At 65.4% G+C, this 19,646-nt stretch carries 18 protein-coding genes, 2 tRNA genes and 1 pseudogene; 12 read left to right on the forward strand and 9 right to left on the reverse strand.

From position 1 onward, the window contains the following. The first annotated feature begins 143 nt into the window (after positions 1–143). Together BRC58_03275 and BRC58_03280 are read left to right on the forward strand one after the other, a co-directional pair. Positions 144–770, forward strand: coding sequence for a hypothetical protein (locus tag BRC58_03275; protein PSP18637.1), 627 nt, complete (start codon positions 144–146; stop codon positions 768–770). Next, complete coding sequence (locus tag BRC58_03280) at positions 767–1,411, forward strand: DUF4335 domain-containing protein (protein PSP18638.1); 645 nt, start codon at positions 767–769, stop codon at positions 1,409–1,411. Before BRC58_03275 ends, BRC58_03280 begins: the two co-directional genes overlap by 4 nt. On the opposite strand, the gene leuS is transcribed toward BRC58_03280, so the two are convergent. Further along, entirely contained in the window at positions 1,389–3,953 is a 2,565-nt protein-coding gene (gene leuS, locus BRC58_03285) for a leucine--tRNA ligase (protein PSP18639.1), read from the reverse strand. The genes BRC58_03280 and leuS overlap by 23 nt on opposite strands. A 136-nt stretch (positions 3,954–4,089) precedes the next feature. Between leuS and BRC58_03290 the strand changes: the two genes are divergently transcribed. Continuing rightward, positions 4,090–5,031: a phosphoribulokinase gene (locus BRC58_03290; GenBank protein ID PSP18640.1), complete on the forward strand. Its 942-nt coding sequence runs from the start codon at positions 4,090–4,092 to the stop codon at positions 5,029–5,031. Further along, positions 5,028–5,447 (forward strand): hypothetical protein, encoded by a 420-nt coding sequence (locus BRC58_03295; GenBank protein ID PSP18641.1) that lies wholly within the window; start codon positions 5,028–5,030, stop codon positions 5,445–5,447. The genes BRC58_03290 and BRC58_03295 overlap by 4 nt, the downstream gene beginning before the upstream one ends. Here the strand turns inward: BRC58_03295 and BRC58_03300 are convergent. From BRC58_03300 to BRC58_03315, 4 genes are all read right to left on the reverse strand, one after another. After that, positions 5,444–5,962 (reverse strand): transcriptional regulator, encoded by a 519-nt coding sequence (locus BRC58_03300; GenBank protein ID PSP18642.1) that lies wholly within the window; start codon positions 5,960–5,962, stop codon positions 5,444–5,446. The two genes, BRC58_03295 and BRC58_03300, sit on opposite strands and share 4 nt — an antisense overlap. Before the next feature lie 51 nt (positions 5,963–6,013). After that, positions 6,014–6,667, reverse strand: coding sequence for an RNA polymerase subunit sigma (locus BRC58_03305; GenBank protein PSP18643.1), 654 nt, complete (start codon positions 6,665–6,667; stop codon positions 6,014–6,016). Between the two features lie 70 nt (positions 6,668–6,737). Further along, the gene (locus tag BRC58_03310; protein PSP18644.1) at positions 6,738–7,616 is read right to left on the reverse strand and encodes a peptidase; all 879 of its coding nucleotides are present in this window, start codon (positions 7,614–7,616) and stop codon (positions 6,738–6,740) included. A gap of 10 nt (positions 7,617–7,626) precedes the next feature. Continuing rightward, the gene (locus BRC58_03315) at positions 7,627–7,839 is read right to left on the reverse strand and encodes an RNA-binding protein hfq (GenBank protein PSP18645.1); all 213 of its coding nucleotides are present in this window, start codon (positions 7,837–7,839) and stop codon (positions 7,627–7,629) included. Positions 7,840–7,874: 35 nt separating this feature from the next. Here BRC58_03315 and BRC58_03320 point away from each other — a divergent pair, with 35 nt between their 5' ends. The 4 genes from BRC58_03320 to BRC58_03335 all read left to right on the forward strand — a co-directional run bounded on the left by BRC58_03320 (position 7,875) and on the right by BRC58_03335 (position 10,330). Then, positions 7,875–8,717, forward strand: a complete 843-nt coding sequence (locus tag BRC58_03320) for a diaminopimelate epimerase (protein PSP18646.1) — start codon at positions 7,875–7,877, stop codon at positions 8,715–8,717. Between the two features lie 344 nt (positions 8,718–9,061). Next, on the forward strand, positions 9,062–10,093 hold the full coding sequence (locus BRC58_03325) for an HlyC/CorC family transporter (protein ID PSP18656.1): 1,032 nt from the start codon (positions 9,062–9,064) through the stop codon (positions 10,091–10,093). A 72-nt stretch (positions 10,094–10,165) separates the two neighbouring features. Further along, positions 10,166–10,249: transfer RNA gene (locus BRC58_03330), tRNA-Tyr, on the forward strand. A gap of 9 nt (positions 10,250–10,258) precedes the next feature. Next, positions 10,259–10,330: transfer RNA gene (locus tag BRC58_03335), tRNA-Thr, on the forward strand. On the opposite strand, the gene BRC58_03340 is transcribed toward BRC58_03335, so the two are convergent. From BRC58_03340 to BRC58_03355, 4 genes are all read right to left on the reverse strand, one after another. Further along, the gene (locus BRC58_03340; protein ID PSP18647.1) at positions 10,322–10,654 is read right to left on the reverse strand and encodes a hypothetical protein; all 333 of its coding nucleotides are present in this window, start codon (positions 10,652–10,654) and stop codon (positions 10,322–10,324) included. The genes BRC58_03335 and BRC58_03340 overlap by 9 nt on opposite strands. After that, on the reverse strand, positions 10,651–11,634 hold the full coding sequence (locus BRC58_03345; GenBank protein ID PSP18648.1) for a hypothetical protein: 984 nt from the start codon (positions 11,632–11,634) through the stop codon (positions 10,651–10,653). Before BRC58_03345 ends, BRC58_03340 begins: the two co-directional genes overlap by 4 nt. Positions 11,635–11,638: 4 nt before the next feature. Then, positions 11,639–14,521, reverse strand: coding sequence for an isoleucine--tRNA ligase (locus tag BRC58_03350; protein ID PSP18649.1), 2,883 nt, complete (start codon positions 14,519–14,521; stop codon positions 11,639–11,641). Positions 14,522–14,589: 68 nt separating this feature from the next. After that, complete coding sequence (locus tag BRC58_03355) at positions 14,590–15,195, reverse strand: hypothetical protein (GenBank protein PSP18650.1); 606 nt, start codon at positions 15,193–15,195, stop codon at positions 14,590–14,592. A 153-nt stretch (positions 15,196–15,348) separates the two neighbouring features. Between BRC58_03355 and BRC58_03360 the strand changes: the two genes are divergently transcribed. The 4 genes and pseudogenes from BRC58_03360 to BRC58_03375 all read left to right on the forward strand — a co-directional run bounded on the left by BRC58_03360 (position 15,349) and on the right by BRC58_03375 (position 19,602). Then, the gene (locus BRC58_03360) at positions 15,349–16,770 is read left to right on the forward strand and encodes a phosphogluconate dehydrogenase (NADP(+)-dependent, decarboxylating) (GenBank protein ID PSP18651.1); all 1,422 of its coding nucleotides are present in this window, start codon (positions 15,349–15,351) and stop codon (positions 16,768–16,770) included. A 98-nt stretch (positions 16,771–16,868) separates the two neighbouring features. Further along, positions 16,869–17,837 carry an alpha/beta hydrolase gene (locus BRC58_03365; protein ID PSP18657.1) on the forward strand — a complete coding sequence of 323 codons (969 nt, stop codon included), beginning with the start codon at positions 16,869–16,871 and terminating at the stop codon, positions 17,835–17,837. Next, positions 17,837–19,360 (forward strand): annotated as a pseudogene (locus tag BRC58_03370) (TldD/PmbA family protein). The gene BRC58_03365 and the pseudogene BRC58_03370 overlap by 1 nt, the downstream one beginning before the upstream one ends. Before the next feature lie 2 nt (positions 19,361–19,362). After that, positions 19,363–19,602, forward strand: coding sequence for a hypothetical protein (locus BRC58_03375; protein PSP18652.1), 240 nt, complete (start codon positions 19,363–19,365; stop codon positions 19,600–19,602). Positions 19,603–19,646 lie beyond the last annotated feature (44 nt).

Consider the following 19,646-nt stretch of genomic DNA (forward strand, 5'->3'; position numbering starts at 1 on the left):
GTCCGGTTCGGATGCCGCTGCAGCCGCGCAATAGCAGCCCCGCCCGGCAGCCTGCTTTGTGGCATGATTGCACCGGAGGGCTGCCGAGCCAGCGCCTACGAGGCAATGCTAAACCATCGCCGCGCCGCCCGGTGCCAGCGAGAATGGTCGCGACACAGAACCGCTCGATGCCCAACTCAACCGTTCCCAGCCGGCCGCTGGTGTTCGAACGCCTGCCCGAGCCGGCGGGGGCTCAACCGCGGTGCTCGCCGCCCATGCAACGGCGGCTCGATCTGCTGCTGCTCGCGCTGGAGGCCCTGGAGTTGGGCGGCTCGGAGCGCATGCTGGCCACCGTGCGCACGCTGGAGCTGGATGGCATCGTGCGCAATCGCGTCGCCCTGTGGCGCATGCGCTGCACCAATCCCTGGCGGCGCTCGTACGCGCGGTGCTTGTTGAGCCTGGATGAGGCCCGCGCGCTGGTGGCGATCGCCAGCTACCGTGCCCGGGACCTAACTGTAGTCATCCGGCAGCTGGCCCTGGCCCAACAAGTCTTACGCGATCGGGGGCAGTCGCTAGAGCAACACTTTCGCCTGGCCGACTACCTGCAACGCTTTCGCGCTCACTTTCGCAGCCGCATGAACCCGCGACGCACGCATGTAGCGCGCTATACCCAGTCGCAACAGGTGGCGGACGACCTGGCGCTGTCGCTGCTGAACCAGCTGCTATTTTGCACTGGCACTGCCGGGACGCAGCGGCTGTGGTTCAGCCTGTTCGATGGAGAGATCCCATGACGGTCCAACGCCAGTACGGGCTGCCCAACTGCACGCTGGTGCTGGAGGGCTGGAGCAGCGAGGCCCCAACTGGCCAGGGGCGGGCGCCGCTGTCCATTCTGACCAACGTCGAGTGCCATTTCCCCGAGCGTGATCGCTGGCTGAGCGGTGATCGCGACTTTCTGACGCAGCTGGCGCAGGCTGCCAGTGCCTACGCCCAACAGTGCCTGAGCGGGCTAGCGCACCCGCAGGCCCGCGAGGCCACCGTCCGCCTCGAGCCGGCCGAGGGAGACGGGCACCATCGGCTGGTACGGCAGGATGGCTCGACTGAGGCCGAACCCCAGGCCATCGAGCTCACGACTGTGGAGGTCTTTGACCTGGTCGAGGCGATCGATCAGTTGCTCGCCGACCGGCAGACGCTACCGGAGCTCTCGCTGCAGTTGAGCCCGGTGCCGCGGCACCACCGCCAACCGGAGCGCTCTCGGGCACAGCGCGCGGCACCAGCGGCGTTGGGGGTTGCCAGCCTGGCCGTTGCCGGGATCGCGCTGTCGCTGCTGCCGGTGCCCCCGCCGCGCGAGCGCGAGCCCGCCCCGGCCCAGGGCAACAGCTTGCTGCAACCTAGCCCCGGGCGCGCCGCCCTCAGGCCGCCACGACGAAGTTGACCAGCTTGCCCGGGACGACAATGGTTTTTTTGATTGTCTTGCCGGCCAGATAGCGCTCGGCGATGGCTGAGTTACGCGCGTACTGCTCCAGCTCCGCCCGGCTGGCCTCAGCCGGCACCTCGATGGTGCCGCGCGTTTTGCCCATCACTTGCACCACCAGGTTGAAGGTCTCGGCCACCAGCGCGTCCGGGTCGGCCTGGGGCCAGGCCGCGCGATGGATTGAGCTTGGGTGACCCAGCGCGTGCCACAGTTCTTCGGTTATGTGGGGCGCAAACGGCGCCAGCAGCTGCAGCAGCGTCTCGATGCCTTCGGCATAGGCTGGCGAATCCGGGCAGTGCGCCTCCCAGAGGACGTTGCTGAGCTTCATCAGCTCCGAAACCGCCGTATTGAACTGGTACCCGGCTTCCACATCCTCGGTGACCGCCTGAATGGCGCCGTGGGTGGCGCGCCGCAGCGCTTTTTCGGCCTCGCCGAGTTGGTGACGCTCGGGTGGGGTGGAAGGCGGTGGCAGGCTGGAGGCGCGCTCGACAAAATCCGCGACCAGGCGCCAGACCCGATTGAGGAAGCGGAACTGCCCTTCCACATCGGCCTCGTTCCATTCCAAATCTTTCTCAGGGGGCACTTTGAACAGAATGAAGGTGCGCGCCGTGTCGGCGCCGTAATCCGCCAGCACCCGCTGCGGGTCCACGCCGTTGTATTTGGACTTGGACATCTTTTCGTAAAAGCTGGCCAGCGGCTCCCCCGTTTGCGGATCCTTGGGATCGTCGGGATCCACCTGCTCGGGCGGCACGTACTCGCCGGTGCTGGGGTTTTGATAGGTGCGCCCCTGCACCATGCCCTGGGTCAGCAGGCGTTGGAAGGGCTCATCGCAATCGAGCAAGCCGCGATCGCGCAGGACCTTGGTGAAAAAGCGCGCGTACAGCAAGTGCATGACGGCGTGCTCGACCCCACCCACGTACTGATCCACTGGCAGCCACGCATTGGCCTGCTCGCGCGCAAAGGGCTCGCGATCGTTGCGGGCGTCGGCGTAGCGCAAAAAGTACCAGGACGAGTCCACAAAGGTGTCCATGGTGTCGGTCTCGCGCTGGGCATCGCCGCCGCAGTGCGGGCACGCCACGTTCAGCCACTGGGCGTGCTGGCTCAGCGGCGATCCCTGCCCGGTCAAGCTGACATCTTCGGGCAGGGTCACCGGCAGATCGGCTTCGGGGATGGGGACGATGCCGCAGTTGGGGCAATGGACCACGGGAATGGGCACCCCCCAGTAGCGCTGGCGCGAGATCAGCCAATTCCGCAGGCGGTACTGTACCCGCGCTTGGCCCACACCGCGCTCCTCGGCATGGCGCACGATCGCCGCTTTGCCCGCTTGGGCCGAGTACCCATCGAAGGGGCCGGAGTTAACTAGGGTGCCCGGCCCGGTATGGGCGCGATCGAGCGGTTGCGTGCTATCGCCCCCCTCAGGGGCAACGACCGTGCGCACGGGCAGCCCGTGCTGGCGGGCGAAGGCAAAATCACGCTCGTCGTGGGCGGGCACGCCCATGACGGCTCCCGTGCCGTATTCGTAGAGCACGTAGTCGGCAACCCAGATGGGCAAGGCCTCGCCGGTGAAGGGGTGGATGGCCTGGCCGCCGGTGGGGATGCCCTGCTTGGCTTGGGTGCGCGCCTGCTCGCTCTGCTGGGTGACCTCGCGGACGAATTGGGCGACTGCGTCCTGGCGCTCGGCGGTCGCGACCTGCTGCGTTAGCGGATTCTCAGGGGCCAGGACTAAATAGGTGATGCCGTAGATCGTCTCGGGGCGCGTGGTAAAGGCACGGATAGTGCGATCACTGCCGGCAATGGGAAAGTCCAGATCGGCACCGCTCGATTTGCCAATCCAGTTGGCCTGCATGCGCTTGACGCGCTCGGGCCAGCCCTCGAGCCCCTCCAAATCCGCCAGCAACTGCTCGGCGTAGTCCGTAATTTTGAAAAACCACTGCCGCAGGAGCTTGCGCTCGACCTGGGCGCCGCTGCGCCAGGAGCGCCCCTTATCATCCACCTGCTCGTTGGCTAGCACGGTCCGATCCACCGGATCCCAGTTGACGGCTGCCTCCTTTTGGTACGCCAGCCCGGCTCGGTAGAACTGTAGGAACAGCCACTGCGTCCAGCGGTAGTAGTCGGGCGAGCAGGTGGCAATCTCGCGGCTCCAGTCCAGCGAGAGGCCCAGCTGCTGGAGCTGGCGCTTCATTTGGGCGATGTTTTGGTAGGTCCAGCTGGCCGGGTGCGTGCCGCGCTCGATGGCCGCATTCTCGGCGGGCAACCCAAACGCGTCCCAGCCCATGGGATGGAGCACGCGATACCCCTGCATGCGCCGCAGGCGCGCAATGACATCCGTGATGACGTAGTTGCGGACGTGCCCCATGTGCAAGCTCCCCGAGGGATAGGGGAACATCGACAGGGCATAGAACTTGGGTCGCGCTGCATCCGCTGGGGTCCGATCCAGCTCGGCTTCGGCCCAGGCCTGCTGCCATTTGGGTTCGATGGCTGCCGGGGAATAGTGGGGCTCCACCGCAGGACTCCTAACCGCTCGCCAGTTGCATCTCGATTATTGTAGTGCACCCCTGGCGCGGGATTGGCGGCAGCGGCCCATCCCGCTGCGCTGGCTAATAGAATTAAGTTACTTGCCGGAGGGGACAAGCGCAGCAATGGCGCAACGCCGCATCATTCTAGGCATTGTTGGGGACAGCGCTGCCGGTAAAACCACCCTCACCCGCGGCATTGCCCAGATCTTGGGCAAGGACAAGGTTACGGTCATCTGCACCGATGACTACCATCGCTACAATCGCCAGCAGCGTGCCGAGCTAGGCCTAACGGCGCTGCACCCCGATTGCAATTACCTGGACATCATGCAGCAGCACCTGGCGCTGCTGCGGGACGATTACCCCATCCTCAAGCCCATCTACAACCACGAAACGGGCGACTTTGACCCGCCCGAGTACGTCCAGCCCCGGCCGTTTGTCATCGCGGAAGGGTTGTTGGGCTTTGCCACGCCCGAGGCGCGCGACACCTACGATATCAAGGTCTATCTGGCCCTACCGGAGTCGCTGCGCACCCAGTGGAAGTTCAAGCGCGATACGGGCAAGCGCGGCTACAGCCAGCGCCAGGTCCAGCAAGCCCTACAGCAGCGCGAAGCCGACGCCCAGCATTTCATCGTTCCCCAGCGGCAGTGGGCTGATGTGGTGGTGACGTTCTATCCCCCTAACGACAGTGGGGAATCGAACGACGGCCATCTCAACGCCCGCCTGGTGCTGCGCCCCACCATCCCGCACCCGGATTCGATCCGGTTGTTCGATCCCGAGCGCAGCGAGCTGCAGGCAGCCATCCGTTTGGGCCTAGGGCGCGATATGGGCAAGCCCGTCGATGTGCTAGAAATCGATGGCAATGCCACCCGCGACGAGGTGACCCAGCTCGAGCGGATCCTGTGCTCGGAGGTTCCCTCGCTGGAACATGCTTGCCGGCGCGAGGGCGACATCGATTTCGGTCAAGTAATGGGGACGACGGGCGAGTCGCTGCAGAGCTATCCGCTAGCGCTGACGCAGCTGCTGATCGGCTATCACATGCTTAAGGCCTCGCACCAGAACCAATGACGGATCCCAGCGACAGCGCAATCCGCGTGTTTGTTTACGGCACGCTCAAGCCGGGCGAGGCCAACTACCAACCGTACTGCGCCGGCAAAGTTACTGCCATTCGGCCAGCCTGCACCATCGGCCAACTGTTCGATCTGCCCTTGGGCTACCCGACCATGACCCCGGGCAACGGTTGGGTGTACGGGAACCTGCTCGAGTTTGACGATGGCAATGTCCTAGCGAATATTGATGCCCTAGAGGGCTACGACCCGCAAGGGCCGCCCCAAGCCAACGACTACCTGCGCCTGGCCCTGCAGGTCTACACGCCGACTGGCGAGCCGCTGGGCAGCGCGTGGGGCTACATAATGAGCGTTGAGCAGGCACGCGAGTGGGGTGGGACCCTGCTACGCTCCGGGAATTGGCGCGCCCAGGCCTAGAGTTGCTTTGCGTTGGGCGAGGCGCTCCCGTCGGCCGGTTGGGCTTGCGGCACCTCGACAGTGGGCTGATTGAGCTCGATCTGCAGCGCGTCGCTCGTCTCGGGAGAATTGGCTACTGGAGATGTGCCCTCGGTAGGCGAGGATACAGAGGGGCTAGACTTGGGCGATCGCTCGACAACTTGCGGCGCCGGCCCTTGGCTACTAGGCGACAGCAGTCCAATGGCAGCGGCCAAGGCTGCCGCGACCGCGCCGCCACCCCAGAGCGCGCCCTGCCGGACGCGACGCCACCGCAAGCGCCGAAAGACGCGCTGCTCGACCGCCGCAACGTTGAGCTCGCGGCTGGTTCGAGCAATGGCCTGCAAGCCTTGCCGCAACTGGCAAAGTTGCTGGTACTGCCTTTGCGCTTCGGCATCGTTGGCCAGCCATTGCCGGACTTGCCGGCGCTCGGCTGGCGTTACTTTGCCGTCCAAATAGGCGCTCAAAAGCTCGTAGCGATCGCGGGGTTGGTTATCCATGGCTGCCTCTAGACCGACTGACCTGCGAAGGGGAGCAAGCGGAAGGACCGCTCATTCATTAAGGTATCCTTGCAAGACTTCTTGCAAGCGGGTCCGCGCCCGCGCAATGCGCGATTTGACCGTTCCGAGCGAGACGCCGGTCGCCTCGGCAATTTCCTCGTAGGCGAGCCTTTCAATCTCGCGCAGCACGATGGTGGTTCGAAACGTTTCGGGCAAATCGGCGATCGCGCGCTGCAGTTGCTCGTAGAACTCTTGCGTTGCCAGATCGTCATCGGGGCTGGGATCCTCGGAAGGGATCTCCCAGGCCATCTCCCCATCTTCCATGGTACGGGGCGCATCGAGCGAGACTGGGGGCTGCACCCGCTTGCGCTTGCGCAGCTCGTCGTAAAACAAGTTGGTGGCAATGCGGCTCAACCAGCCCTGAAACTTGACCGGGTCCTGCAAGCGCCGGATGTTGCGATAGACCCGGACCCAGACTTCCTGAGCTAGATCCGCGCGATCCGACCAATCCGGGGCTAGGTGGTACAGCACCCGATCGACATGCGGTTGGTAGCGGCGCAGCAGCTCGGCGAATGCGCCTCGTTCTGGGGTCACCCCTTGCTGGCAGCGCAAGATCAAATCGTGGTTCGAAAGCTTCTCGGACAGCACTGACCGGGGTGGAACAGTCACCTCAGCGCCAGACCAGGATACCGGACTCGATTGCATCGTGGACGCGAGCCTGCTCTACGCTTGCTGCTGACGGGCTCGCTCGGCGAAAAGTTTCCGGCTGGCTGGATTAGCGGATCCCTTGATGCCGCCACGGCACCGGATCGACCGCCACGCCGTGGACGTAGAGCCCCCAGTGGAGGTGCGGCCCGGTGGAAGCGCCGGTGGAGCCTACCGTACCGATGCGCTCGCCGGCTTCGACGAATTGCCCCTGCTCGACCGCAATCGAGTTGAGGTGCAAAAAGATGCTCTGGACGCCTTGCCCGTGGTTGATGCCCACGGTATTGCCGTTCAACCGGAACTTCCCCTCAGCGCGCCCAACCAGCCCAATGCGACCGGCTGCCGGCGCAACCACAGCGGCACCGCGACTGGCAGCATAGTCAACCCCGCCGTGGTAGTAGTCCTCGGCAAAATCGCCGTTGTAGTAGCGGCGCACCCCGTAAACCGTGGAGACGCTACCGGGATTGGGACGCTTAAATTGACCGTCCCAGAATTTTTTTTGGGTCACGTTTTGCTTGAAGGCCTCGATGCGATCCAGCTCTGTCTGGGTGGGCTCGGGGCCGCCGCCAGCTAAGTTGATGCGCTGGGTGGGGAAGCTGTGATCGCGCAGCCAAACCGCGACAGTTTTGGTGTTGCTACCGCTGGTGACGCGCAGCTCGAGCCGCCCGGAGGCATCGAGCGGACTGGTGGGGACTAGGGCGCGATAGCGCTTGGGGCCAAGCTGGAACGCCGGATGGCTGCCCTCGGTATTGCTGCTGGTGACTTGGGGACGCTCGGCATCTTGCTCGGTGCGAATGCGAACCGAGATCGTCTCGCCCTGCTTGGGGTTGTCGGGCTCGATATTGAGCTCGAGCGCGCGCGCCGAGCAAGTTGTCATGAGGGTTCCAAGCGGGATCGCCCCGAGCAGCAGGACCAATCGCGCTTGTCGGGCAAGAGACTGCAAATCCATAAGCTTCGTGTCAGGATTGGGGTTTGATGTAAGCCAGCGTTTGGCGCCAAATCAGGGTTTGCTCGCCCTGCCCGTCGCGCAGGCACAGGCAGTGCGGGTCTTGCCAAACTAGGGTGCCGATCAAGCGATCGTTGGTGAGCAGCTTGAGTTCCACCTGGCGCTGGTCTTGGATCCAGCTCTGCAGGTGGCGGATGCTGGGCAAGCCCGAATCGAACTCAGCCATCTCAACCGCGGTGGGGGGTACCCCCTAAAAGCACCATGAGCATTGCGTTTGCCAAGTACCAAGGATTGGGCAATGACTTTGTCGTCATTGACAACCGCCATCGCAGCGAGCCCGTCTTGGGAGCCAATGGGGCCATGCAGTTGTGCGATCGCCACTTTGGCATTGGCGCGGATGGGGTGATTTTTGCCTTGCCCGGCGCAGACGGCACTGACTGTAGCATGCGCATCTTCAACGCCGATGGCTCAGAGCCCGAGATGTGCGGCAACGGCATCCGCTGCTTGGCACGCTTTCTGGCCGAATCGACCGAATCGCAGGTCCCGAGCCGCTACCGCATCGGCACCCTGGCAGGCGTAATGGCGCCGCAATTGCGCTCGGATGGGCAAGTCACGGTCGATATGGGCGAGCCGCAATTGCTGGCAGCGGAAGTACCCACGACGCTGTGCGACGCTAACGAACGCGTGATCGCGCAGCCGCTAGCAGTGGACGGCGAGCATTGGACGGTGACGGCCGTGGGCATGGGCAACCCTCACTGCATCACCTTTGTTGAGGATGCCGATGCCATCCTGCTGGCAACCCTGGGACCGCAGTTCGAGCATCACGCGGCGTTTCCGCAGCGCACCAACGTCGAGTTCGTGCGGCAGCTGCGCTCGGATCGCTTGCAAGCCCGGGTCTGGGAGCGCGGCGCCGGTCAGACGCTGGCGTGCGGCACTGGCGCCTGTGCGGTGGTCGTGGCTGGGGCGCTTTTAGGCACCAGCGATCGCGCCGCTACGGTCGAGCTGCCCGGGGGCAGCTTGCACATCGACTGGTCTCAGCACGACGGGCGCGCCTACATGACCGGACCGGCAGAGCGCGTGTTTGTGGGCACTTACGGCAGCTAGCGCCCCCATGCCAGTGTGCCAAACTGGGACTGAGTTTTTGCCCCATTCCCGGTCGAGCGCACGCGAGAGCGAGGAGCCATGCCCGATCTAAACCGCGGCATCATGAAATTCGACAACGCCGATCAGCCCAGCGCTGTCTTGCTATCGGCCGTGTTGGTGTTGGGCGGCATTGGCGCCGCGATCGCCTGGGGCCTGCAAACGGCCTACGCGATCGACTAGCGCGACCGTGCGCCTCGCTGCCGCAGCTGCCCATCGTGTTAGCCGCGCCCGATCCCCTGCTAGCCGCTGCCGAACCCACGCCGTTGTTCGGTGCGGTGGCTATCGATGCGGGCGTGGTGGTGCTGATGCTGTTTCTCTCGGCCTTTTTCTCCGGCTCTGAGACAGCCATCACCGCCTTTGACGATTTGAAATTGCGGGGCCTGATCCGCGAGCGCGGCGATCCCCGCGGCATCTTTCGCCTGGTCTTAGAAAAGCGCACCCGCTTTATCACCACCATCCTGCTGGGCAACAACCTGGTCAATAACTTTTTGGCCATTTTGACCAGCAACCTGTTTGCCATTTGGCTGGGCCAGGCGGGACTGGGCGTCGCTACGGCTGTCGTCACGGTGATGCTGCTGATCTTTGGCGAGATTACGCCCAAATCGCTGGCCATCAACAACGTCCTGCCGTTTTTCAAGCTGGCCTCGCGCATCATCTACGCGCTCTCGCGGCTGCTGTCGCTGTTTGGCCTCATCGCTCTGTTCGAGGCCTTTACGCAGCGCACTATCCGCCTGTTCCAGCGCTTGTTTGGGCAGAACGTCCAGCAAGGGGAATCGCTCACTGAGCTGCAGCTCATGATCGAGCTGCTGGGGGGCAAGGGCAAGCTGGACCTCTACAAGCACCAGCTGCTCAACAAGGCCCTGATGCTGGATCGCCTCATGGCCAAGGATTTGGTCAAGCCCCGCATCGAGATGCGCACCATCGCGCACCAGGCCCGGCTGCAGGAGCTGGTGGATCTGTGCCTGGCAACCGGTCACTCGCGCATTCCCGTCCAGGAGGAATCCAAAGACCGCATCGTGGGCATCGTTCACTTCAAGCAGGCCCTGCAGCAGCTCCACAGCCTGCCCGAGGCCGAGCGCGATCGCACCCCCGTTACCGATGCCATGGACCCGCCCACCTACTACCCCGAGACCAAGCGCGTGTTCAACATGCTGCGCGAGATGCTGCAGCAGCGGCTGCACATGGCAATTGTGGTGGATGAGTACGGCGGCACGGTGGGCTTGGTGACCCTAGAAGACATCTTGGAAGAGCTAGTAGGCGAGATCTACGACGAGAGCGATTTGCCCCCCTCCCCGGCCGAGCGCAGCGGCTTGGATCGCCAACTCAACCCCTCCTGAAGGCACGCATGCGAGGGATTGAGGTTGAAGTCCCCCGCATTCGGTGTTAGATTGAGCATTTGTGAGTGCCGTGGGTCGGTGTCCGAGTGGTTAATGGAGGCGGACTGTAAATCCGCTGGCTTTACGCCTTCGCAGGTTCGAATCCTGCCCGGCCCACTCCCCCGAGCCCGTGTAGCTCAGTGGTAGAGCACACCCTTGGTAAGGGTGAGGTCACGAGTTCAAGTCTCGTCACGGGCTCTCGCGCCAGCTTTGGGCCAGCAGGGCCGGTCGCAGCAAGGCGGCCGGTGGCTGCATGAGGTGGAGCACGCGGGCGAGCGTGACGTAGGCTGCCGGATCGCGGCTGGCTAGGGCGGCGACGCGATCAAGGTAGCGCTGCCCCAGCCGCACGCTCGCCGCCGGTGGCGTGCGGCTGGGGCAGCGCCAGTCTTCGCCGGTTGCCATCAGCCAGGGCACCGTTTTGAGCCGGGCGAGCTGCCGTTGCACGCGCCGGGTCCAGCCGCGCTTGCAGCGGGCCTGCAGCGCTTGCTGCAATGCCAGTGCCTCTAGGGCAGCCACGGTCATGCCCTGCCCGTAGACTGGGTTGAAATGGCAGCTGGCATCGCCCATGACGAGGAAGTTGGCCGGCTGCGCCGGCAGCGCTTCGTAGTGGCGCCAGCGGTTCTCGATGCCGCGGTAAGGGTATAAGGGCGAGAGCGGCTGGGCCGCTTGCACTGCCGTTGCCAGTTCGGGATGGCCTGTGCTGCGCGCGAAGGCAGCAAAACCCGCTTCATCGCTGGGGGGCGGGTCGCCGCCGGCCCCAGGAGCGTGATGGTCCAGCGATCGCCTTCCACCGGATAAATGATGCCCCCGCGCGGCCGATCAGGGGCTTGTGGCATAGCGTAGAGCACCTTGCAATCGGGCCGGGCAGGGGCTGGCAAGCGGCACCAGCGCGTCGTGTAGCCCAAGCTGGGCTGGACGCGCGTCTCGCGCGGGGCCGGATGACCCAGCTGCTGCAACCACCGGGGGGCTGCCGAGTGGCGACCGCTCGCATCCACCACCAGTTGGGCCGCAATGCCCTCGGTCTTGCCGCTGTCCTGACAGAAGCGGACGCCTTGAACGGCGTTGCCGCGGTCGTTGGCAACCAGCTCGGTGACCTGGCAGCCATCGCGGCATTCGATGCCATCGCGCGCCATCAAAGCCTGGCGCAGCGTTGCCTCCAGCAGCCCGCGGCTGCAGGCGTAGCTGCCTAGCTCGGAGGGGCATTGCGGCGCCCAACGCCCGGCCAGCCACCAACGCACGTCGGCCGTCCAGTTCACCCAGCGCGCGCCGCGCTGGGCCAGCGTTGCCGGCAGCCCCGGAAACAGCGATGCCAAAACCTGCTGTCCGCGCGCGAGCAGCACGTGGGGACGGTAGCTCTGCGGCACGCCGCGGCGCGCTGCATCCGGCTCAGGGACGCGATCGCGCTCCAGCAGCGTGACGCGCTCGAAGCGATCACGCAGGACCCGCGCCGCCAGCAGGCCGGCAACGCCACCCCCAATGACAACGGCGCGGGAGGCAGGCACAGGCTCAGAACCGCCCGGCTAGAGCCGCTTCGCAGCGCTGGCAGATCGTGGGGTGGTGTGTGGACTGGCCCACGCTGGGGTCGTGGTTCCAGCAGCGATCACATTTGTCGCCCTGGGCGCGCGCAATGCCAATGGTAAACCCCTCGCTGGCATGGCAGTGCGCGGCGCGTTGCGCCGGCTCGGGGCTATCCAGCAACTCTACTTGGGAGGCCAGCAGCAGGTAGCGCAGCTCATCTACCGAATCCGCAACAGCCGTGCTATCGGCTGGATTGTAGCGTTGCAGCCACTGGCGCCGCTCGGGATCGCTGACGTAGAGCAGCACCCGCGCCTCCAGCGGTGCGCCAATCGTTTTGGCTGCGCGCGCCTCTTCCATGACCTGGTTGGCCTCCTCGCGCAGCTGGCGCAGCACCGACCAGGCACCGGCGAGGGCCTCATCGGGCCAGTGCGGCTCGCGATGGACCCAGCCCGACTCAAAAACTGAGCGATAGCCCGTGCGGTAGGGCAGGTGCTGCCAGATATCTTCGGCCGTGTGGCACAGCACCGGCGCGATGGCCTTGGCGAGGTTCTCCACCGCGATCGCTAGCACGGTCTGGCAGCTGCGGCGGCGCCAGGCATCGGCCGCCGAGATGTAGAGCCGATCCTTGGCGACGTCGAGGTAGAAATTCGACAGCTCGGTAACGCAGAAGTTTTGGATGGTTTGGAAAAAGCGGTAGAACTGGTAGGTCTCGAACCCGGCGGTGACCTCGTCAAACACCGCTGCCATGCGGTGCAGCAGGTAGCGATCCAACTCGGGCAGCTGCGCGTAGGGAACGCCATGCTGCGCCAGGTCAAAGTCGTAGAGGTTGCCCAGCAAAAAGCGCGCCGTGTTGCGGATTTTGCGGTACGCATCGGCCAGCTGGCTCAGGATGGTGGGGCCAATGGGCACATCCGCCGAGTAGTTGACCGAGGAGACCCACAACCGCAGCAGGTCGGCCCCATAGGGAGGTTGCTTTTTCTGGTCGCGGCCGCCTTCAATGATGGTGGCCGGATCGACAACGTTGCCCAGCGACTTGCTCATTTTGCGCCCCTGCTCGTCCAGGACAAAGCCGTGGGTGAGGACGGCTTGATAGGGGGCTTGGCCGTGGGTGGCCACGCTGGTGAGCAGGCTGGACTGGAACCACCCCCGGTGCTGGTCCGAGCCTTCTAGGTACAGATCGACCGGGTAGTGCAGCGCCGGGTGCTGCTGCGCCACGGCCGCCCAGGAGGTCCCCGAGTCGAACCACACGTCCATGGTGTCGGTGCCTTTACGGTAGGTGCGGCCGTCGCTGCGGTAGGGCTCGGGCAACAGCTCTTGCGCCGAGAGCTCCCACCAGGCATCCGAGCCGCGCTGGGCGAGAACCTGCTGCACGCGGGCGATGGTGGTTTCGTTGAGCAGCGGCTCGCCCGTTTCGGTGTCGTAAAACACCGGGATGGGAACCCCCCAGCTGCGCTGGCGCGAGATGCACCAGTCCGTGCGCTCCTGCACCATCGAGCGGATGCGGTTGGCGCCCTGAGGCGGGTACCAATCCACTGCCGCGATCGCCGCTAGGGCCGCCTGGCGGAAGCCATCCACCGAGGCAAACCACTGCTCGGTGGCCCGAAAGATAGTGGGCTGCTTGGTGCGCCAGTCGTAGGGGTACTTGTGCTCGTAGGCTTGTTCTTGCAGCAGGGCGCCGGCTGCTTGCAGCGCTTCGATGACGGCGGCGTTGCCCTCACCCAGCACATCCAGGCCGGCAAATTGCCCGGCTTCCTCGGTAAAGCGCCCCTTGCCATCCACCGGCGAGAACGTCGGCAAGCCGTAGTGCTGGCCCACGGCGTAGTCCTCCTGGCCGTGGCCGGGGGCCGTGTGGACCAAGCCCGTGCCCGACTCGGTGGTGATGTAGCTGCCGCCAACCACCACCTCCCCCTCGCGCGCGTAGAGCGGGTGGCGGTAGCGCGAGCCGGCTAGGGCACGCCCCGAGAGCGTGGCCTGCACGGGCAGCGCCCGATCCAGGACGGCTGCCAGCCGCTCCACCAGCTCGGCAGCCACCAACAGGTAGCGGCCGCCCGCACTGGCCTCGCCGGCATCAACAACCGCGTATTGCAGCTCCGGGTTGACGGCAACGGCCAAGTTGCCGGGCACGGTCCAGGGTGTCGTCGTCCAGATGGCTAGGGCCAGGTGGGACAAAAAGCCCGCCAGCACGGGCTGAGCCTGCTCCCCCAGCGCCGTTACCAGAAACGCCGTGTAAATGCTGCGCGAGACGTGCCCTTCGGGGTACTCCAGCTCCGCCTCGGCCAGCGCCGTGCGCGAGCTGGGGCTCCAGTGCACCGGCTTGCGGCCGCGGTAGATGTAACCCTGGAGCGCCATTTGCCCAAAGACCCCAATTTGCGCGGCCTCGTACTGGGGGTTGAGCGTGAGATAGGGCTCGTCCCAATCGCCCCAAACGCCATAGCGCTGGAAGCCCGCCAGCTGCTGCTGCATGGCCTCGAGGGCAAAGTCGCGGGCTTTGCGGCGCAGCGCCAGCGGCGTCAGCTCGTGCCGCTCGCTACCGCTGAGCTGTTGCAGCACCTCCAGCTCAATGGGCAGCCCGTGGCAGTCCCACCCCGGGATGTAGTGCGCCTTGTAGCCTTGCAGCAGCTTGTACTTGTTGACGATGTCTTTGAGGATTTTGTTGAGCGCGTGCCCCATGTGCAGCGCGCCGTTAGCGTAGGGCGGCCCGTCGTGCAAGACAAAGGTCTCGCCCGGGTTGTGCCGCGAGAGCTGCTCGTAGATTTGGTGCTGCTGCCAAAACTGCTGGTACTGGGGTTCGCGCTGGGCCGCATTGGCCCGCATGGGGAACTCGGTTTGGGGGAGGTTGACGGTGTCTTTGTAGCTGGGGGCGGTTGTCACGAGTCTCGCGCCACTGGCGTCTGCTACGACTCAACATACCACCGGCCGCTGCGGCTCCTGGCTGCGCGCTAGGACTGCGGTGGTTGCGATGGGGAGCCTCCTTCGGCGTCTTGCCCGTTGCCTTGCTCGGGCGCGCTCTCAGTTGGCCCCTGCTCGCTCTCGCTCGCTGGGGTCTCGCTCGGTTCTGCCGATTCGGCGGATTCCGGTTCTTGGCTTGCGCTGCTTGGGGATGCGGTGGCCGTTGCTTCGGCGCTTCCGCGACTGGGCTCGGCGGCCTCGGTTGAGCTCGCCTCGGTCGCGGTTTCGCCCGCTGGCGCTTGCTGGCGCTGGAAGCGTCCCTGCAGGCGCTCGAGCAGATTGCCTGGGGCCCAGCTGCGGGCTTGCTGCAGCAGCTTGGGCGAGATCTCGGTCTGCTGCGAGGGGGCGACCAGGGCGCGCCGCAGGGTGACCGTTTGCCAGCCCAACCAGCCCAACAGGGCAACGCTAGCAGCCTGGCCCAACAGGACGCCCCCCGTGATGCGGCCGGCACACACCCATAGCACTAGCGCGTAGAACAGGCCGGCGCCACTCCAGAAAAAATCGCTTTTGCGGTGGATCTCGGGTAAGAAGAAAGCCGCCAGGTACAGAGCCAAGCTCCCCAGGGCGACGGCGATCGCGAGCAGGTGTGCCAGCATCTAGGGCCCCCTTAGTCTCAATCGGGCGTTGCTGCCTCTACCCATACCAGCCACAGCGCGGTTTGGGGACAAATCCCGGGCAGCGCCAATCGCCAGTCCGTCCCCAGCGGGCTAGCCTGAGGGTGAAGCAGCCCCACCGCAAGCGAGGCAGCGATGGCACACCCCAGCTTTGGCGTGATCGGCCTGGCCGTCATGGGCGAGAACCTGGCGCTCAACGTCGAGCGTCGGGGCTTTCCGGTGGCCGTCTACAACCGCACGGCGGCCAAAACCACCGAATTCATGGACAAGCGCGCCCAGGGCAAAAACATCACGCCCGCATATTCGATTGAGGAATTCGTCCGCACCCTGGCACCGCCGCGCAAGATCCTGGTCATGGTCAAAGCGGGCAAAGCCGTCGATGCCGTCATCCAGCAGCTCAAGCCCTTGCTCGATCCCGGCGATTTGATCGTCGATGGCGGCAACTCGCTCTACGAAAACACCCAGCGGCGCACCGAAGAGCTGGAAGCAGCTGGCCTGGGCTTTGTCGGTATGGGGGTCAGCGGCGGCGAGGAAGGCGCCCTCTACGGGCCCAGCCTCATGCCCGGCGGCACCCGCGATGCCTACCAAAAGCTCGAGCCCATCCTCAGTGCCATTGCCGCCCAAGTGGAAGACGGCCCGTGCGTGACCTACATCGGGCCGGGGGGCGCCGGCCACTACGTCAAGATGGTCCACAACGGCATTGAGTACGGCGACATGCAGCTCATTGCCGAAGCCTACGACCTGCTGCGCAACGCGCTCGGGCTGGGGCCGCAACAGCTCAGCGAGATCTTTGCCCAGTGGAACGAAACCGAGGAACTGAACTCGTTCCTGGTCGAGATCGCCGCCGATATCTTCACCAAGCCCGATCCCGAAACTGAGCGGCCGCTTCTCGATGCCATCCTCGATTCGGCTGGCCAAAAGGGCACCGGGCGCTGGACGGTCTACAGCTCGCTCGAGATGGGCGTGCCCATTCCCACCATTTACGCGGCGGTTAACGCGCGGGTGATCTCGGCGTTTAAAGAAGAGCGCGTCGCTGCCGCCAAGCAGCTCGCCGGTCCGGCCAGCCAGTACGACGGCGACGCCCAGGCCTTGATCGCCCAAATCCGCGACGCGCTCTACTGCTCCAAAATGTGCTCCTACGCCCAGGGCATGGCCCTTTTGAGCAAGGCTTCCGAGGAGCTCGGGTTCAACCTGGATTTGAGCGAGATCGCCCGCATTTGGAAAGGCGGTTGCATCATCCGCGCGGGCTTTCTGGGCAAGATTCAGGCGGCCTTTGGCGACAATCCCAACCTGGCCAACCTGCTACTGGCCCCCGAGTTCAAGCAAACCATTCTGGACCGCCAGCAAGCCTGGCGCGATGTCATCGCCACAGCCAACCAACTAGGCATCCCCGTCCCAGCCTTTAGCGCCTCGCTGGATTATTTCGATAGCTACCGGCGCGAGCGCCTGCCGCAAAACCTGACCCAGGCCCAGCGGGACTACTTTGGCGCCCACACCTACGAGCGCGTCGATCGCCCCCGCGGCGAGTTCTTCCACACCGAATGGGCCAAGCTCTAGCGATCGCAGGCGTCGTCCGAGCGTTGCCCGCCCCAGCAGCGATAAACTAGGTCCTCTAGAAACCTCTGTCGCAAGCGCGTGCCATGACTGAGCCCCCCATGGCGGCCGACTGGTGGCAGGCGGCGTTTCCCCACGGCCGACAGACCCTGACCGTGCGCGATGCCCGCGGGGCCCCGTTGCGCCTGGCCTACGGCGAAAAGGGGCAGGGCCCGCCGCTGGTGTTGGTGCACGGCATCGGCCACTGGAGCTACGAGTGGCGCCACCTAATCGACCCGCTGGCGCAGCACTTTCGCGTCATTTGCTTTGATGCCAAAGGGCACGGCTTTTCCCAGAAGCCGCGCGATGCCGACATCACCCACTTGGGCACTGAGCTGTGCCAGGTCGTGCGGGCGCTGTGCGAGGAGCCACCTACTGTGATGGCGCAATCGCTGGGCGCGCTGGCAGCGCTGGCCGCCGCCCAGGCCGAGCCGGCGCTGGTGGCCCGGACGATCGCCATCAACGTGCCCGTGTTTGCGCAAGCCCTGCCCAGTTGGGGCATGCAGCTGATGGCGAGCTTGCCGCTGCCGCTGGCTGAGGCGGTCGATGAGTGGCGCCTCGCCCGGCCGTTTGCTGCGCCCATCCGGGCGATTGTGGGCCAAACCAGCCGCGAGGTGGTGGCCGATGCCCGCTCGATCTCGGCGCGGGACTGTTACTGGCTCACCTATCCCTACCTGGAGTGCCCGGGGGCGATCGCGGCCTTCTCGCGCATCCTGCGCCAGGCCGCCCGCGAGATTGCCGGCGCTGCCACCGGCCGGGACACCTACCTGGCCCGCCTGCAGCACAACCTCGATGCCGTCCGCTGCCCCACGCTCGTGCTCTGGGGCGAGCGCGACTGCTGGTTCCCAGTGGCGGATGGCGAGGCCCTGCAGGCACGCTTGCCCGATGCGCGCTTGCAGGTGCTCCCCGGCTGCGGGCACGATGCGGCCGGGTGCTCGCCCGATCGCATCTGCGAGGCCGCGCTCGCGTTCCTCAACGAGACCCAGTGGCCCGCCGGTCGGGCCGCCAACCTGCAGGATTCGAGAGCCTGATGGCCGTACTGCCTCCTACCATCCCCGAAACCGAGCTGGCCGAGCAGGCCGTGGCCGCGATCCGCCAGGCGGGCTGCGAGTACGGCGACATTCGCGTGGGGACCTACCGCCAGCAGCAGCTGGCCGCCCGCGATCGCTCGCTGCACCAGCTCAGTGATCGCCACAGCAGCGGCCTGGGCGTGCGCGTGCTCTACGGCGGCGCGTGGGGCTTTGCCGCCAGCTACCGCCAAACAGCCGAAGCCGTGGCGCAAACCGTTGCCCTGGCGGTGGAGGTAGCCAAGGGCAGCCGCTTGACGCAGCGCGCGCCGGTACGCCTGGCGCCGGTCGCTGCTTACCGCGACACCTACACCACCCCCATCACTACCGATCCGTTTCAGGTGCCGGTGGCAGACAAAGCCGAGCTGCTGCTGTCGTTGACCGAGCGCCTGCTGGCCTACCGCGATCGCGGCATCCAAAAGCCTACGCGTTCCTGGATTTGGGCTGCGAGGCCAAAACCTTTGCCTCCACCGAGGGCTCGCTCATCCAGCAGACGATCTATCGCACCTACCCCGGACTGGGGGCCACCGCGCTGGCCGGCGGCGACGCCCAGAGCCGCAGCTACGACCGTCCCCCGCTCAATGCGGGCTACGAGCACGTCGCTCCCGAGGACCTGCTGGAGCAGACCGAGCGGGTCGCCCAAGAGGCCATGGAAAAAGTCCGCGCCCCCGAGGCTCCCGCCAGCGCCACCACCGATCTGGTGCTCAAGCCCAGCAACCTGTTTTTGACCATCCACGAATCGGTGGGCCATCCCACCGAGCTGGACCGCGTTTACGGCGACGAGGCCAACTTTGCCGGCACCAGCTTTGCCACCCCCCAGGATCTGGGGGCGCTGCAGTACGCCGCCCCGTGGCTGACCTTCCGCGCCGATCGCACCCAAGCCGGCGGGCGCAGCACCGTGGCTTACGACAATGAAGGCGTCCCCACCCACGACTGGCCGGTGATCCAAAACGGCGTGCTGGTGGACTACCTCACTGATCGCGAGACAGCCCACCGCCTGGGGCGCGCCTACAGCCACGGCACAGCCTTTGCCGATAGTTGAGCCAGCGTGCCGCTGGTGCGCATTCCCAACCCCAGCTTGGAACCTGGCCCGGCTGGGGGCGAGCGCACGGCCTCGCTAGCCGAGCAAATCGCCGATACCCCAAGCGGTATCCTCATCGACGGCGCCGGCAGCTTCTCCATCGACCAGCAGCGGCGCAACTTCCAGTTCGGCGGCGATGCCTTCTGGCAGATCGAGAACGGCCGCGTGATACCAATTCTCGTGGCTTATGCACTAGATTGCGATCTCCAAAAATCCTTCAATATGGGAGTTATGTCCTTTGGTTAGCGTGCATCCGCTGCTCAAAATTGACGCCCTAGGCCCGGCCGCCGAGCGCGAGCCGTGGGGCACCCACATCTGCGGTAAGGGCGAGCCCATTCAAGTTGGGCAAATGACGCACGCGTGCGTGCCGGTGCGCGCGCGCGGCATTCGCATTGGGCGGGGGTGAGCATGGCAACAACAACGGCGCCCGCACCGCTAGGCGAGGCCCAGGCTCTGGAGTGGGTTGACTGGGCCGTGCGCGAATCGCAAGCTGAGGGCGCCAGCATTGGGCTGAGCGCGAGCCGCTCGGCCGCGAGCCGCTTTGCGCGCAACCAAATTACCCAAAACCTCACCCGCGATCGCCTGCAGCTGAGCTTGACACTCCCCTTCCTAAAGGAAGGGGATTCTCGCTTCATTGGGAGGCCCTAGAACTAGCTTGTACCAGCTCCCCGGAACCTTTACCCTCAGCGAGC

This window comes from Cyanobacteria bacterium QS_8_64_29 (assembly GCA_003022125.1).
Classification (GTDB): domain Bacteria; phylum Cyanobacteriota; class Cyanobacteriia; order Cyanobacteriales; family Rubidibacteraceae; genus QS-8-64-29.